This is a genomic window from Amycolatopsis sp. SB7-3, from assembly GCF_041021335.1.
Classification (GTDB): domain Bacteria; phylum Actinomycetota; class Actinomycetes; order Mycobacteriales; family Pseudonocardiaceae; genus Amycolatopsis; species Amycolatopsis japonica.
On record NZ_JBFPJQ010000001.1, the window covers coordinates 2,435,078 to 2,450,486 of the forward strand.

General features: G+C 68.1%; 12 protein-coding genes. 9 read left to right on the top strand and 3 right to left on the bottom strand.

Features of this window, described 5'->3' with window-relative positions:
• Positions 1 to 6: 6 nt before the first annotated feature.
• Complete coding sequence (locus AB8M46_RS11915; RefSeq protein ID WP_394360285.1) at positions 7 to 1,386, top strand: amidase; 1,380 nt, start codon at positions 7 to 9, stop codon at positions 1,384 to 1,386.
• A 75-nt stretch (positions 1,387 to 1,461) separates the two neighbouring features.
• Here the strand turns inward: AB8M46_RS11915 and AB8M46_RS11920 are convergent, their stop codons facing one another.
• Positions 1,462 to 2,316, bottom strand: a complete 855-nt coding sequence (locus tag AB8M46_RS11920) for a CoA ester lyase (RefSeq protein WP_037333864.1) — start codon at positions 2,314 to 2,316, stop codon at positions 1,462 to 1,464.
• On the bottom strand, positions 2,313 to 3,383 hold the full coding sequence (locus tag AB8M46_RS11925; protein WP_037333861.1) for a CoA ester lyase: 1,071 nt from the start codon (positions 3,381 to 3,383) through the stop codon (positions 2,313 to 2,315). Before AB8M46_RS11925 ends, AB8M46_RS11920 begins: the two co-directional genes overlap by 4 nt.
• A gap of 118 nt (positions 3,384 to 3,501) precedes the next feature.
• Between AB8M46_RS11925 and AB8M46_RS11930 the strand changes: the two genes are divergently transcribed.
• The 7 genes from AB8M46_RS11930 (at position 3,502) to AB8M46_RS11960 (ending at position 12,398) form a co-directional block, all read left to right on the top strand.
• Positions 3,502 to 5,712 carry a serine/threonine-protein kinase gene (locus tag AB8M46_RS11930; RefSeq protein ID WP_394360286.1) on the top strand — a complete coding sequence of 737 codons (2,211 nt, stop codon included), beginning with the start codon at positions 3,502 to 3,504 and terminating at the stop codon, positions 5,710 to 5,712.
• On the top strand, positions 5,703 to 7,970 hold the full coding sequence (locus AB8M46_RS11935; protein WP_394360287.1) for a serine/threonine-protein kinase: 2,268 nt from the start codon (positions 5,703 to 5,705) through the stop codon (positions 7,968 to 7,970). The genes AB8M46_RS11930 and AB8M46_RS11935 overlap by 10 nt, the downstream gene beginning before the upstream one ends.
• Before the next feature lie 319 nt (positions 7,971 to 8,289).
• Complete coding sequence (locus AB8M46_RS11940) at positions 8,290 to 8,940, top strand: hypothetical protein (protein ID WP_037333848.1); 651 nt, start codon at positions 8,290 to 8,292, stop codon at positions 8,938 to 8,940.
• A gap of 19 nt (positions 8,941 to 8,959) precedes the next feature.
• Positions 8,960 to 9,610 (top strand): NAD(P)H-binding protein, encoded by a 651-nt coding sequence (locus AB8M46_RS11945; protein WP_378424629.1) that lies wholly within the window; start codon positions 8,960 to 8,962, stop codon positions 9,608 to 9,610.
• 50 nt (positions 9,611 to 9,660) lie between these two features.
• Positions 9,661 to 10,608: a ribose-phosphate pyrophosphokinase gene (locus AB8M46_RS11950; protein ID WP_037333840.1), complete on the top strand. Its 948-nt coding sequence runs from the start codon at positions 9,661 to 9,663 to the stop codon at positions 10,606 to 10,608.
• Between the two features lie 146 nt (positions 10,609 to 10,754).
• Positions 10,755 to 10,937 carry a transposase gene (locus tag AB8M46_RS11955; protein ID WP_394360288.1) on the top strand — a complete coding sequence of 61 codons (183 nt, stop codon included), beginning with the start codon at positions 10,755 to 10,757 and terminating at the stop codon, positions 10,935 to 10,937.
• 309 nt (positions 10,938 to 11,246) lie between these two features.
• Entirely contained in the window at positions 11,247 to 12,398 is a 1,152-nt protein-coding gene (locus AB8M46_RS11960) for a hypothetical protein (protein ID WP_394360289.1), read from the top strand.
• A 179-nt stretch (positions 12,399 to 12,577) separates the two neighbouring features.
• On the opposite strand, the gene AB8M46_RS11965 is transcribed toward AB8M46_RS11960, so the two are convergent.
• Positions 12,578 to 13,882, bottom strand: a complete 1,305-nt coding sequence (locus AB8M46_RS11965; protein ID WP_394360290.1) for a D-arabinono-1,4-lactone oxidase — start codon at positions 13,880 to 13,882, stop codon at positions 12,578 to 12,580.
• 89 nt (positions 13,883 to 13,971) lie between these two features.
• Between AB8M46_RS11965 and AB8M46_RS11970 the strand changes: the two genes are divergently transcribed.
• Positions 13,972 to 15,156, top strand: a complete 1,185-nt coding sequence (locus tag AB8M46_RS11970) for an amino acid deaminase/aldolase (RefSeq protein ID WP_350592124.1) — start codon at positions 13,972 to 13,974, stop codon at positions 15,154 to 15,156.
• The last annotated feature ends 253 nt before the right edge of the window (positions 15,157 to 15,409 follow it).

Here is a 15,409-nt window from a genome sequence, read left to right on the forward strand (position 1 = left end):
CCTGCCGTGCCGGAGTTGCCCGATCTGACCGCCGTCGAACTGGTCGCCCAATACCGCGCTGGGACGCTGTCGCCGGTCGAGGTCACCGAAGCGGTCCTCGCACGCGTCGAGGCGCGCGAGCCCGAACTGCACGCGCTTTACGCGTACGACCCGAGCGGAGCACGCGAAGACGCGAAGGCGTCCGAAAGCCGTTGGCACGCGGGGGAGCCACTCGGCCCGATCGACGGTGTTCCGTTGACGCTCAAGGAGAACATCGCGACGCGCGGCACCCCGGTCCCGCTCGGCACGGCCGCCACGTCGCTGACGCCCGCGCCCGAAGACGCCCCGGCGGGCGCTCGCGTGCGCGAGTCCGGTGGGGTTCTGCTGGGCAAGACGACCATGCCGGACTACGGGATGCTGACGTCAGGGCTGTCGAGTTTCCACACCGCGTCGCGGAATCCGTGGGACACCACGCGCACGCCCGGCGGTTCCAGCGCCGGTGCGGGTTCGGCGGCCGCCGCGGGCTACGGCCCACTGCACGTCGGCACCGACATCGGCGGCTCGATCCGGCTGCCCGCCGGCTGGTGCGGTCTGGTCGGGCTGAAGCCGAGCTTCGGCCGCGTACCGGTGGATCCGCCGTTCCTCGGCCGCGTCGCCGGGCCGATGACGCGGACCGTGGCCGACACCGCGCTGCTGATGAGCGTTCTGTCCGGTGTGGACGGTCGCGATCACCTTTCGCTGCCTGCGTCCTCTGTGGACTGGGAGGCGCTGTCTTGCGAGGTCAAGGGCCTGCGGATCGGGCTGCACCTCGACCCCGGCGTCGGGCTCCCCGTTCTGCCCGAGACGATCGCCGCCGTCACCGAAGCCGCCCGTGTCTTCGAGGCCGCCGGTGCCGTCGTCGAGCCGGTTTCGCCGTTCCTGCGCCGGGAAATGCTCGACGGGCTCGACACCTTCTGGCGCGTCCGTGCCTGGTCGGACATGTCGGCCCTGCCCGAAGACCGCCGCGCGAAGGTGTTGCCGTACATCGCCGACTGGGCCGCCGGCGGCGCCGACGTCAGCGGTGTCGACGCCTACCGCGGCTTCGCGCAGATCGACGCCATCGCCGTCGCGACCCTGCGTGCGACCGAGCGTTTCGACGTCGTCCTGTCCCCGACCTGCCCGGTCTCGGCCCCGCCCGCCGACTGGCCCTCGCCGACCAACGACCCGCGCCGCCCGTTCGAGCACATCGCGTTCACCGTGCCGTACAACATGTCCGGCCAGCCCGCGGTCTCGATCAACTGCGGCTACACGAGCGACGACCAGCCCATCGGCCTGCAAATCAGCGGGCGCCGCTTCGCCGACCTCGACGTCCTTCGCGCCGCTGCCGCCTACGAAACCCTTCGCCCCACTCCGCGCCCCTGGCCCTGACCCCACCCCATGCATTTAGTCCTCTGAATGCGGTCGTTCGCTTCGCCAACTACCGCATTCAGAGGACTAAATGCGTCAAGCGCCGATCGCCTCGGCCAGCGCCAGGATCCGCCGCGCGTTCTCCACGTGCAGGTTCTCGATCATCCGCCCGTCCACGGTCACGACGCCCTGCCCGGCCGCCTGCGCCTCCTCGAACGCCGCGATGATCTTGCGCGACCGCGTGATCTCCTCCTCGGACGGCGCGAAGATCCGGTTGCACGGTTCCAGCTGCGCCGGGTGGATCAGCGTCTTGCCGTCGAAACCGAACTGACGTCCCTGCACGCATTCCGCCTCGAAGCCTTCGAGGTCCTTCACGTCGTTGTAGACGCCGTCGAGGATCGCCTTGCCGGTCGCGCGCGCGGCCAGCAGCGCGAGGGAAAGCCCGCCCAGCAGCGGCGCGCGGCCGGGGACGAACTCGGCGTGCAGTTCCTTAGCCAGGTCGTTCGTGCCCATGACCAGCACGGTCAGCCGCTCGGACGCGGCGGCGATCTCCTCGGCGTGCAGCATCGCGACCGGCGTTTCGACCATCGCCCAGATCTTCGTGTGGTCCGGCGCGCCGCCGAGTTCCAGCGCGCGCTCGATGTTGTGCACTTCGGCGGCGGAGTTCACCTTCGGCACCACGACCGCGGCCGGGCCCGCCTGCGCGGCGGCGCGGAGGTCGGCGTCGTGCCATTCGGTGTCGAGTCCGTTGACGCGGATGGTCACCTCGCGCGAGCCGTATTCCTTGGACGAAGCGGCGGCGCAAACGCGTTCACGTGCGGCTTCCTTTGCGTCGGGCGCGACGGCGTCTTCGAGATCGAGGATGAGCCCGTCCGCGTCCAGCGTCTTGGCCTTTTCCAGCGCTCTTTCGTTCGCGCCGGGCATGTAGAGGACGGAACGCCGGGGGTTCATGCGGAAGCCTCCTTCGTGGCCGCGTCGTACGCGGCGGCGAGTTCAGGATCGTCGGCGGCGAGCGCGTCCGCGAGTTCGGCGACCACCCGGCACTGCTTCACCGAGGCGTCGTCCTGCATCTTGCCGTCGATCATCACCGCACCGGTGCCATCACCCATCTCGGCGATGACACGCCGCGCCCAGGCGACGTCCTCGGGCGAAGGCGAGAACACCTTCTTGGCGATGTCGATCTGCACCGGGTGCAGGCTCCAGGCGCCCACACAGCCGAGCAGGAACGCGTTGCGGAACTGGTCCTCACAGGCCACGACGTCGCGGATGTCGCCGAACGGCCCGTAGTACGGCAGGATCCCGTTCGCCGCGCAGGCGTCGACCATCCGCGCGACGGTGTAGTGCCACAGATCCTGCTGATACGTCGTGCGTCCCTCGTTCAGGTCCTCGCCGGTCGGGTCCGTGCGCACGAGGTAACCGGGGTGCCCGCCACCCACCCGGGTGGTCTTCATCCGGCGGCTCGCGGCGAGGTCGGCCGGGCCGAGCGAGATGCCCTGCATCCGGGGGCTCGCGCCGGCGATCTCCTCGACGTTCGCGACGCCGCTGGCGGTCTCCAGGATCGCGTGCACCAGGAGCGGCTTCGTCAGCCCGGCCCGCGCTTCGAGCTGCGCCAGCAGCCGGTCGACGTAGTGGATGTCCTGCGCGCCTTCGACCTTCGGCACCATGATCACGTCGAGTTTGTCGCCGATCTCGGTGACCAGGGTGATCAGGTCGTCGAGCACCCACGGCGAGTCCAGGCTGTTGACGCGCGTCCACAGCTGCGTCTTGCCGAAGTCGGTCGACTTCGCGATGGAGACGAGCCCGTTCCGCGCGGCCTCCTTGCGGTCGGCGCGCACGGCGTCTTCGAGGTTGCCGAGCAGGACGTCGACCTTCTTGGCGATGTCCGGGACCTTGGCGGCCATCTTCTCGTTGCTGGGATCGAAGAAATGGATCATCCGCGAAGGAGGCACGGGGATCTGGCGGAGCGGTTCCGGCGCCCCCACCGCGAGCGGGGCGAAGAAATCCTTCGGCGAACGCATCGTTCCTCCATCGCTACGGGCCAAGTGACCGACGGGTAACCCTAAACCCGGAAGGCGGGGAACCGCTGCGGCGCAGCTCACCTCCAAGGGGACACGATCGGGAATCGCGGAGGAATCTGTGGACGACTGGGCCTTGCCGGGTTTCACCGAGCTGGGGTCGCTGGGCGAAGGTGGATTCGGACGGGTCGTGCTGGCCCGCCACGACGAATCCGCGCAGGTCGTGGCCATCAAATACCTCTATGCGAGGTTCGCCGCCGACCCGCAGCGCCTCGCCGAATTCCGCCATGAGGCGCAGATCCTGAGCCGCGTTTCGGGGCCGCACATCGCCCGTCTGCACCAGTTCGTGGAGACCCCGCAAGGGGCCGCGATCATCATGGAAGCCGTTCACGGAATCTCCCTGAAAGAGATCCTCGGCCGCCAGGAGAAGCTCGAACCCGAAGCCGCGCTGGCCATCCTCAAAGGCTCGCTGCTCGGTCTCGCCGGCGCGCACGCCGCGGGCACCGTCCACCGCGACTACAAACCGGCCAACGTCCTGGTCACCCGCGAGGGACAGAGCAAACTCGTCGACTTCGGTATCGCCGTGCTCGCCGGGCAGACCGGGGTCGCCGCGGGCACCCCCGCGTACATGGCGCCCGAGCAGTGGGCGGGCGGTGTCGCCACCCCGGCGACCGATGTCTACGCCGCGACCTGCGTGTTCTTCCAGTGCGTCGTCGGCCACCGGCCGTACGAGGCGGAGCAGACCGAAGTGCTGCGCACGCTGCACGAATACGCCCCGATCCCGTTCGGCGAAGTACCCGAACCGGTCCGCGACCTCATCGCGCGCGGCATGGCGAAGGACGTCGCCCACCGGCCGTCGGGCGCGGCCGAATTCGTCGCTGAGCTGGAGGCGTCCGCCAGGAAGGCGTACGGCGACGATTGGGAGCGCAACGGCTGGCACTGGCTCGCCAAGGGCGCCGGTGTCCTGGTCGCCCTGTCCCCGTTGGCCCTGCTCGGCGCGGGAACCGCGGCCGCGCCGGTCCTCGCGGGTGGCGGGGTCGCGGCCACCGCCGGCGGCGGGATCGCGCTCGGCCTCAAGATCACCGCCGCGGTCGCCGCCGCCACCGCGGTCGCCGTCGGGACGGTCGTGGTGGTCAACACGAACAGCGACGACGAAGCGCCGCCACGGACGACGACCGTCGCCGCGATGAAGGTCGACCTCCTCACCCGCACCGAGAAGCTCGACGGCTTCGACTTCAACGGGAAGTACGTCCGTATCAGCGGGCTGAAGGACAAGGCGGTCGAGGAACGGGTCAACAAGGCGCTGATGGCGCCGATCGACGGCTGGCTCACGAGCGTCTGGCCGCCGGGCAGCCCGCCGGAAAAGGAACCCGACGGCGACATCCCGCATATGTCCACCACCGCCGAGGTCCTGCGCCAGGACGACAAGCTGATCTCGGTCGTCTACGAACGCTCGGTCGAGACGGTCCAGCTCGGGAACCACGGCGCCTACGCCGTCCGGACCCTCGTGATCGACCTGTCCGACGGCGACGTGATCCCGACCGCGGACCTGTTCGCCGACGTCGACGGCAACGCCGAACGGATGCGGATGGTGGAGGACCGGATGTACGCCTCGGCCAAACCGGGCGAGTGTCTCGCCACGCCGCCGTCGGCGCCTGAGCACCTTCCCGCGGGCGCGATGTCCGACCGGTACACCCAGGACGGGGCGATCGTGCAGGCGGCGCCCGCGGCGAACGGGATGGAGTTCCGCGTCGCCGCCTTCGCGCTCGGGTACCCGATGGTCTGCAATCCGACGACCGTCACCGTGCCCTACGAACGGCTGCGTGACCTGCTGAGTCCCGCGGTCGCGTACCTGGTCGGCGGCAAGCAGGGCGAAAAGACCAAAGAGGACAACGTCGGCGCCTTCACCATCACCACGCCGGAAAACTGGCGACTGCTCTCCGGCGAACCCATCGAGCGCTACCTGGTGACCGCCGACCAGTGCACCCAGCCGTTCCATTGCGCGGGCGTGGTCTTCAGCGACAACTCGCGGGTCGATCCGGCCACGCCGGCGTATGAACCAGGCAAGCCCTACAACCGATCCACCGGCCCGCGTCCATGTCACTCGCTCGGGGCACCAGGGGAGACGCAGGGGTCACCTGTCCTCCAGACGAAGGAGCTTCGTTCGATCGGGACGAAGAAGGCGGCCTACGAAGAGTGGCGACTCACGTGTTCCGGCGGCGGTAGCGTCACTCAGCGGGTCTGGTTCCTGCCGAAAACGCAGCTCGTGATCGTGGACGAGTGGAACACTCCAGGCCTCGACAAGATCCTGGAAGAGGCGCGATGGAACTGAGCGACGAGTGGAGACTGCCCGGCTTCACGGAGCTGGAGCAGCTGGGCACCGGCACCTTCGGCCGCGTGGTGCTCGCGCGCCAGGACAACACGGGCCACGTCGTCGCGATCAAGTACCTCTTCTCCCGCTTCGCCGCCGAGCCCGCCTATCTCGACGCGTTCCGCCAGGAAGCCCTGGCGCTGCACCGGGTGACGAGCCCGCACGTCGTGAAGCTGTACGAGTTCTTCGAGACGCCGCAGGGCGCGGCGATCGTCATGGAGGCGATCAACGGCGTCTCCCTGCGTTCCGTCCTGCAGGCCGAAGGCGCTCTCGAACCCGAAGCCGCCCTCGCGGTCCTGAAGGGATCGCTGCTCGGGCTGGCCGCGGCGCACTCCGCGAACGTCGTCCACCGGGACTACAAACCGGCCAACGTCCTCGTCGCCGACACCGGCGAGAGCAAACTGGTCGACTTCGGCACGGCCGTCCTGGCGGGTGAACGCGGCCCGTCCGTCGGCACGCCCGCGTACATGGCGCCCGAGCAGTGGTCCGGCGGGCAGGCCACTCCCGCGACCGACGTCTACGCCGCGACCTGCGTGTTCTTCCACTGCGTCGCCGGGCATCGGCCGTACGAGGCCGAGCAGACCGAAGTGCTGCGCACGCTGCACGAACACGCGCCCATCCCGTTCGGCGAAGTCCCCCAGCCAGTGCACGAGATCGTCGCGCTGGGGATGGCGAAGGACCCGTCGAAACGGCCGGTCGACGCGCTCGTGTTCGTCAGCGAACTGGAACGCGTCGCCCGCGCGGGATACGGCGACGAATGGGAACGCAAGGGCTGGTCGAGGCTGGCGAAGGCGGCGGGCGTGCTCGCCGCCGCGACGCCGTTGGTCCTGCTCAGCGCCGGTACGGCGGCCGCGCCCGGCGTCGCCGCCGCCGGAACGGGTGCGGCGGCCGCGTCGACCGGCGGGATCGCGGTCGGGCTGAAGATCACCGCCGGCGTCATCGCGGCGACGGCCGCCGTGGTCGGCTCGGTGGTCGTCTTCTCCGACGCGAGCACCCCGCCCCCGTCACCGCCGACCACTCAGCAGGCCGTCGCACTCAAGGTCGCCATGAAGACCGAGTCCGGGACAGTGCCCGGCACGACCCTCGCCTACACCGGCGAACGGCCGGAGGTGACCGGGTCGCCCGATCAAGCCTGGCTCAAACGGGTCAACGACGCGCTGACCGCGCCGATCGACGCCTGGAACCGCAAAACCGGCCCCGGTGCCGCCAAGCTGGAGCCGGAACGCGGCCCGTACACACTGACCACGAAGGCCGACATCCGCACGGAGAACGAGCGGTACCTCTCGGTGCGCTACACCCACGACCTCGTGAACAAACCGCATCCGACCTGGGGTTACGGCCGCGCGACGGTGACGATCGACCTCAAGGAGGGCAAGGCGCTCACGCCCGCCGAGCTGTTCGCGCCCGGGAAGTTCACCGACGACGGCCTCCGGGAACTGACCGAACGCCTCTGGCCCGACAAGGAGCAATGCGGCGCCCCGACCACCGTTTTCCCGTACCGGCCGCTCCGGGCGGCGGACCTCACCGAAGACCCGAAGGTGTGGCTCGCGTTCGCGCCGACGGCCCTCGAGATCACCGTCAACCTGACCGATCTCGGCTTCTCCACCGCCTGCAGCGTCAAGGACCTCACGCTGCCGTACGACAAGGTGCGCGATTTGCTGAACCCTGCCCTTGTCGACGGCGTGACCAGCGGAAAGGTGGTCAAAGGCACGTCGTCCGCCCCGCCCGCGCAGGGCGTCACCGACGTCTCGGCCGGCGCGCTCACCCTGCACCTGCCGCAGGACTGGTCGGTGGTCTCGCAGGGGCTGGAGAAGGTGCTCGTCGCTCCGGGCTGTCCGGATCCCAAGAAGTACTTCAACTGCAAGTACGTCCTCCTCACGGACAACACCCAGCGCTCCGCCGAGCAGCCGCCGTACCTGCCGGGCGAGTTCTACCGGCGCAGCGCGGGCGGACGGGCCTGCAACGCCGCCGGGCGGAAGGACCTCCGCCAAGAGGGTGACGCCGCGCGGACGACTTCCGCCACCGCACCGGTCGGCGGGGCGACGGCGACCTACGAGGAGTGGACGATCCAGTGTGTTCCTCGTGGACAGACGGGCGGAAGCGGCGAGACGCAAGTGACGCAGCGGATCTGGTTCCTTGCGGACAGGCAAATCGTGGTGATGGACGAGTGGCGGACGCCGGGCATCGAAGAACTCCTTCGTACCGCGACGATCTCCTGACCTGACCTGCGAAAGTCCAAAGTGGAATGAGTATTCGCTGGGCCGAATGGCCTAACGTCCCGTTTCGTTCCCCGTGACCGTTCGGAGACACCGGGTAACACCACTTACCTCCCTCTCACTCGGTTGGCGGCACGGTCGGACTGAAGTCGAATGACCGCCTACCGACCGGTCACCGATGACAAAGTGCCGCCGATCGCAGCCACTCCCGTTGTCCGGCGCCGCCGCCTCCCCGCCCTGTTAGACAGGTCATGTGCCGCTTCCACCGAGGTGGCACGGGGATGACGAGCCCTAGGGAAACCAGGTTCGAAGGAGGCGGAACGTGGCGGCTACACCGAACATGGAGAGCTCGACGGTCGCCGGTGGCGCGAAGCGCAGCCGGTCACTGCCGAGCCGGGTGGTGCCGCCGATCGAACTGCCCGCGAGCGTCGGGGAGCTTTCGCGCAAGGCGGCCGCCCTGCTCGGTTGGAACGGCATCGTCTTGCCGGAGACCACCGTGCTCGGCCGCAAGATCTGCGTGGTCGCCCGGCTCCGTACCGACGTGCACGCGGAGCGCATCGCGATGGGCATGGGTCCCGTCGTCGATCGCGCCACCGTCGACACCTGGACATGGCCAGAGCTGGCCGCGACCGCACCCGCGCCGGCCGCCGAGATCATCGGCGTCCTCGCGGTCGCCCGGCACTGGCGCACCGCGATGGCCTCCGCGGTTCCGTTCGCACGTTACGGCGAGGCCGCGATGGTTCTCCCATCGCCTGCCGTACTGACGGAAGACTACGTCGGCAACTGCCTGCCGCGTGCCCGTGCCTACGGGCTCGGCATCGTCACCGCCGACCCCAACGCGGTGGCCGACCTCGACCTCGAGGGTCACGGCGAGCGCATGATCCTCGACGAGGACCCGGTCTCGCGCCTGGTCAACGAGATCGTCTACGAGCAGCTGCTCCGCGAAACCGAGCTTCCTGCCGAAGTGGACTGAACGCGCTACCGTCGGGTCCATGCGAGTCGTCATTGCGGGTGGACACGGACAGATCGCGCTGAAGCTGGAGAAGCTGCTCTCCGCACGCGGTGATCAGGCGGTGGGGATCGTGCGCAATCCCGATCACGTCGCCGATCTCGAAGCCGCCGGTGCCGAAGCGGTCGTCCTCGATCTGGAAAAGTCCGATGTGGACGCCGTCGCCAAGGTGCTCGACGGCGCCGACGCCGCCATCTTCGCGGCGGGCGCGGGGCCGGGCAGCGGGACCGCCCGTAAGGACACTGTGGACAGAGCGGCCGCCGAACTCTTCGCGGCCGCCTCCGAGCGGGCGGGCGTCCGGCGGCATGTCCAGGTCGGCTCCATGGGCGCGGACAAATGGGAGACCGCGGACGTCCCGGACGATTTCCGGATCTACCTCAAGGCCAAGAAAGCGGCCGAAGACGATCTGCGCGCCCGCGATCTCGACTGGACGATCCTGCGGCCGGGGCAGCTCACCAACGACGAAGGCACCGGCAAGATCTTGATCGCCGAGTCCACCGGACGCGGGCCCATTCCCCGGCAGGACGTCGCCGCGATCCTCGTCGCGCTGCTCGACAACCCGTCCACGGCGGGACGCGTCCTCGAAGCGATCTCGGGTGATACTGCTATCTCTCAGGCCTTTTCCGCACTGTGAAACTCTAGTGTGTGGACGTAATCCGTCTTTTGACTGAACGGAGAAGGTCCTTGCGCGAGGACATCGCGGTCTTCAGTGGCAGCGCCCATCCCGAGCTCGCCGAAGAGATCTGCGCCCATCTCGGTGTTCCCCTGCATCCGGTGAAGGTGCAGCGGTTCGCCAACGACTGTCTCGAAGTCCAGCTCGAAGCGAACTGCCGCGAGCGCGACGTCTTCCTGATCCAGCCGTTGGTGCGGCCGGTGCAGGAACATCTCGTCGAACTGCTGCTGATGCTGGACGCCGCGCGGGGCGCTTCGGCGAAGCGGATCACCGTCGTCATGCCGCACTATTCGTACGCCCGGTCGGACAAGAAGGACGCGCCGCGGATCTCGATCGGTGGCCGTCTCGTCGCCGACCTGATGGCGACCGCCGGCGCCGATCGCGTCCTCGCGATGACACTGCACTCGCCCCAGGTGCACGGATTCTTCAGCGTTCCGGTCGATCACCTGCACGCGTTGCAGGAACTGGCGAAGCACTTCCGCCAGTACGACCTGTCCGCGACCACCGTGGTCTCGCCGGATCTCGGCAACGCCAAGGAGGCCGCGCATTTCGCCCGGCTGCTCGGCGTCCAGGTCGCGGCGGGCGCGAAGCAGCGCTTCGCCGACGACAGGGTCGAGATCAGCTCGGTGATCGGCGAGATCACCGGCCGCGACGTGATCGTCCTCGACGACGAGATCGCCAAGGGCAGCACGGTGATCGAACTGCTCAACAAGCTCCGGGAACTGAAGCCGCGTTCGATCCGCGTCGCCTGCACGCACGGTCTCTTCTCCAGCGGCGCGCTCGAGCGGATCGGCAGCCAGCCCGACGTGCTGGAGGTCGTCTGCACGAACACGGTGCCCATCCCGCCGGAGGAGCAGAGCCCGAAACTGCGGGTCCTGTCGATCGCGCCCGCGCTGGCGGAGGCGATGCGCCGGATCCACAACGGGGAATCGGTCAGCGCGCTGTTCGAAACCGCTTAGGCCGTGTTCTGTAGGTTATTGAGCTGGCTTCGCGTGCTGTGGTTGATCGAGGTGGCCTGAAGGATCGCGTGTGAGTGGCGATCAAGCTGTTGCTCCCGCTATGGCGGAGGGCGGCGTGAGCATCGGCTGGTTGTCGACGCGATTTCTTGCAAGATGCGATCGGCGATCCTTGGCGTGACCTGCCTGAACGCTACGGATCGGGGAACCGCATCAAACGGCTGCGGCTGTGGACCAAGGACGGCACCTGGGACGAGATCTTTGACCACAGCGTCGTCAAAGACGACGTCATGGGTGACGTCGAGTGGGGCGTGCGGTTGAACCCAGGGTGAGCCGTTCGCAGTAGCATCCGCTGGCCATGCCTCGAACTATCGCCGCCTCCTCCGTACTTGACGAAGTATACGACCTGGCCATCTCAAGCTGATAGTAATTTAGCTCGAGGTGCCTACTGTGAATCTCGGGGGTGCCCTGAGCTTGACATGTCGTCGCTCGAGGGATTAACTAATGAAGCCCCGCGCCGACCGGTGCGGGGCTTCACGAAAGCGGCGGCGCCGCTCCTATCGCCTTAACAACGACAGGCTACGCGCGTCGACACTGCCTCTGAAAGGTCACAGTCAGTGATCTACACTAAAATTGCGGCAATGGCCGCAGGTGAGAATGGGCCGAAGACCACGACGGCCACGGTGCGCGGCCTCCAAGCCCTCACCGTCCCGATCGGCGAACTGATCGCCAAGAAGCCTTCGTCGTACTACCGACACGCAGTGGAGGAGATCTCCGCGGTCCGCGACCTTGTTCAGCGCGACATGAGTGGCGCCAAGGGAACCAACGCGAAGACTAAGCTGCCGGAGTACATCGCACGTCGGCTCGAGGACGATGGCACCTGGACCGGTCCGGTCTGGAACTTCACCATCTGGCTCCCGAAACAGCTCGAGCGCGAAGGCGAGTACCAGAAGAACTCCGTGCAGGAGTTCGGTATCGACCCCACCAACCGTGGATTCTGCCTTGATGGCGAGTCCCGTGGCTACTCTCTCGAGCTGATGATCGAGAAGGAGAACGACCCTAAGCGGCGCGAGATGCTCCTGGATATCCCGATCTTCCTCAACATCTACGATGGAATCGATCCACTTGTCGCAGCTCAGCACTTTCGCGACATCAACGGCCTCGGCGTCGGCATCAATGCCTCCCTACTGCTCGGTCATGACTACGCGGATCCGTGGATGATGGTCACTCGCAAGGTGTTCGCTGACCTCGGAATCAGGCTCGAGGAGGAGTCCCGCCAAGTCAAGGTCAACAGCAACAAGGTGATGACCGTCGTCGCCGCCCGCGGCATGGTTGCCGGCGTCGCCCGCGGCATCAGCGCGGTGACCTACGGCGGTGGCTCTATCCCCGAGGAGGTCGACGGCAGGAAGGTCGACTTCGACCAGCTCCACAAGGCGGCGGCCACGTGGCTCACTCATGTGTTTAGCACCCTCGGTGTCGACAACTTCACCGACAAAGGCAAGGTGCTTCGCGCAGCGCCGGTCATCGCAGCCCTCGGCGCCCTCGGCAGGCCCTTCTATGACGGCAACCTGGACGACCAGCTCGCCGCAAAATCTGCCCTCGCCGCCATCCCCGACTGGTCGGTCAGCGAACGGTGGAATGGCATCGCGGGCAAGTTCAGTGCGGCCGGTTCGTTCAGCGTCGCCTCTGGGAAGGAAGCCGGGCACTCCACCTTCCGGGCACTGCGTGATGACAAGGACCCGGGCTACTACCGAATCCGTGGCCTGAATCAGCCGTTCAACCCGCAGGTCTGAAGTGTGGACGCGGATGGCCCCCGGGATACCGGGGGCTGTTCCCGCCTGACGCACCACGGCTGAGCAAGCTACTCAACGCTGATGCTGGCAACGGAATCGGCTGCGCATTGTTTCCGGCTTGCCCGGTGAGCAGGAACCGTACCGGCAGCTCTCGTCCGGCGACCTAGGTCCTGAATCGCTTAGGGAGTGCCGAGGACCCGGTCGAGATACGTGTTCGTGAAGATCCCGGCCGGGTCCACCTCCTTGCGGACCCGCAGGAAATCGTCGAAACGCGGGTAGCGCGAGCGCAGTGTCGCGGCGTCGAGGTCGTGCATCTTGCCCCAGTGCGGGCGCCCGCCGACCTCGCCGACGATCGACGCGAACCCGGCGAAGTACTCCCGGTAGGGCATACCGACGAACTGGTGGATCGCGATGTAGGCCGAGTCGCGGCCGTTCGCGGTCGAGAGCCAGATGTCGTCCGCCGCGGCGACGCGCACCTCGACCGGGAACGCGACCGGGTTCTCCAGCTTCGGGACGAACGCGCGGAGTTCGGCGAAGACGTCGTGCAGCGCGTCGCGGGGGATCGCGAACTCCGACTCGACGAACCGCACGCCGCGATGGGTCACGAAGACGCGATGCGACGTGTCGCTGTACTCGCGGGCGGAAAGGATGTTCGAGGCGAACCGGCCGAGGGGCTGCACGAGTTTCGGCACCGCGCGGCCGAGGCGGCACAGGCCGCCGAACGCGACGTTCTCGGTGACCTCGTAGTCGACGAACTCCTTCAGCCTGCTCAACGGCCGGTGCTCGCTACCCGCCGGAAGCCGGTTGTTGCGCTTGACCAGGGCGTTCTTGCCGTAGGGGAACCAGTAGAACTCGAAGTGGTCGTTCTCGTCGGCGAACTGGTCGAAGCCTTCGAGGACCTGTTCGAGCGGTTCCGGCCGCTCCTGGGCGGAGAGCAGGAACGACGGCTCACACTGCAGGGTGACCGTGCTGATGACGCCGAGCGCGCCCAGCCCGACCCGCGCCGCGGCGAAGAGGTCGGGGCGTTCGTCCGCCGAACAGGTGACCACGGTGCGGTCGGCGAGCACGAGTTCGAGCGCGGCGATCTGGGTGGCGATGCCGCCGAGCTTGGCGCCGGTGCCGTGGGTGCCGGTGGAAATCGCGCCGGCGACGGTCTGCGCGTCGATGTCGCCGAGGTTGGTCATCGCCAGGCCCAGCGCGTCGAGTTCGGCGTTGAGCTGCTTGAGCGTGGTGCCCGAACGGACCGTGACCAGGCCTTTCGCGACGTCGGCGGAGGCGATCCCGGTCCAGCCGGTCAGGTCCATGGCGTCCGAATTCGCGGCGGCGATCGCGGTGAACGAGTGGCCGCTGCCGAGTGGGCGGAGGCGTCGTCCGTCCGCGGCGGACCGGCCGATCGCTTCGGCGATCGCGTCCGTGTCACGCGGCCGATGCACGCGCAGCGGCGACGCCGTCGCGGTGCCGGCCCAGTTGCTCCACCGTGTCATGCGCCCACCTATTCCGAGAGGCTGTGAGTGCCGAAACAGTAAGTGAATAGTATTCGCGTTTCAAGCCCTTCTGTCGTACCTTAGTTCGGGTGACCAGTGCGACGGTGTACGACTTGGCGACGAAGGACCTGGATCCTCCGTTCGCGATTGTCGACTTGGATGCGTTCGACGCGAACGGCGCCGACCTGCTGCGGCGGGCGGCCGGGAAGCCGATCCGCGTGGTCAGCAAATCCGTGCGCTGCCGGTATCTGCTCGAACGGGTCCTCGCGCGGCCCGGCTTCGAAGGTCTCATGTGCTACTCGCTCGCCGAAGCCGTCTGGCATGTCGAGCAGGGGACGTCCGACGACATCGTGGTGGCGTACCCGACCGCCGACCACGGCGCGCTGCGGCGGCTGGCGGCGAACGACCGGGCGCGGGCGGCGATCTCGATCATGGTCGACTCGCCCGAACATCTCGACCTGGTCGATGCCGCGCTCGGGCAGGGGCATCCCGAAATCCGGGTCTGCCTGGAACTCGACGCTTCGTGGCGGCCGCTGCCCGGAGTGCACATCGGCACCCGGCGCTCGCCGGTGTTCAGCCCGCGGCAGGCCGCGGATCTGGCGCGGACCATCTTGTCCCGCAAGGGTTTCCGACTCGTGGGGATGATGGCGTACGAAGGGCAGATCGCCGGGCTCGGCGACGCGGCGGGCAGTGGGGCCAAGAACTCCGTCATCGGCTGGATGCAGCGAAAGTCCATTGTGGAAATCGCGAAGCGCCGTGCGGCCGCGGTTCGCGCCGTCCGGGCGCTGGCGGATCTGGAGTTCGTCAACGGCGGCGGCAGCGGCAGCGTTGAATCGACCGGCGCCGAAGCGGCCGTCACCGAAATCGCGGCGGGCTCCGGCCTGATCGGGCCGACGCTTTTCGACGGCTACGCGCATTTCTCGCCGCGCCCGGCCGCGATGTTCGCGCTGCCCGTCGTCCGGCGCCCCGCCCCGAAGGTCGCGACGCTCTTTTCCGGCGGCTACATCGCTTCGGGCCCTGCGGAGGCTTCGCGCCTCCCGAAGCCCTACTTGCCCGAAGGTCTCTCGCTGCTCGGCTTCGAAGGCGCCGGCGAAGTCCAAACCCCCGTCTCCGGCGAAGCGGCCCGCCACCTGCGGCTCGGCGACCGCGTCTGGCTGCGCCACGCGAAGGCCGGAGAACTCGCCGAACGCTTCACGCACTACCACGTCGTCGTCGGCGACCGCGTCGACCGGACCGTCCCCACCTACCGAGGCGAATCCCAAAACTTCGGCTGATCCCGCACCCCCACCCCCCACCCATCCCTGGGGGGCGCGCCCCGCACCAGCGTATCGGGAGGGGGCGACGGGGGACGGGGTTCGGTGGGGTGAGGGGCGAGGTTGTCCACAACTGTGGGTGGGTGTGGACAACTTATGTGGACAACAGGGTAACGCCAGGTCAGCGAGTGTGAAGGCGGGACTGCTGGGAATCGTGTGACTGGTGGGGCGACGGGTTCGGGCGTCGGTGGACACGAATGGAGCAAGGGCCTCC

Excerpts from the sequence above, each read along its gene's own strand:
- AB8M46_RS11925 (WP_037333861.1), bottom strand. The coding sequence starts at position 3,383 with ATGCGTTCGCCGAAGGATTTCTTCGCCCCGCTCGCGGTGGGGGCGCCG.
- AB8M46_RS11960 (WP_394360289.1), top strand. The coding sequence starts at position 11,247 with ATGGCCGCAGGTGAGAATGGGCCGAAGACCACGACGGCCACGGTGCGC.
- AB8M46_RS11920 (WP_037333864.1), bottom strand. The coding sequence starts at position 2,316 with ATGAACCCCCGGCGTTCCGTCCTCTACATGCCCGGCGCGAACGAAAGA.
- AB8M46_RS11965 (WP_394360290.1), bottom strand. The coding sequence starts at position 13,882 with ATGACACGGTGGAGCAACTGGGCCGGCACCGCGACGGCGTCGCCGCTG.
- AB8M46_RS11945 (WP_378424629.1), top strand. The coding sequence starts at position 8,960 with ATGCGAGTCGTCATTGCGGGTGGACACGGACAGATCGCGCTGAAGCTG.
- AB8M46_RS11935 (WP_394360287.1), top strand. The coding sequence starts at position 5,703 with ATGGAACTGAGCGACGAGTGGAGACTGCCCGGCTTCACGGAGCTGGAG.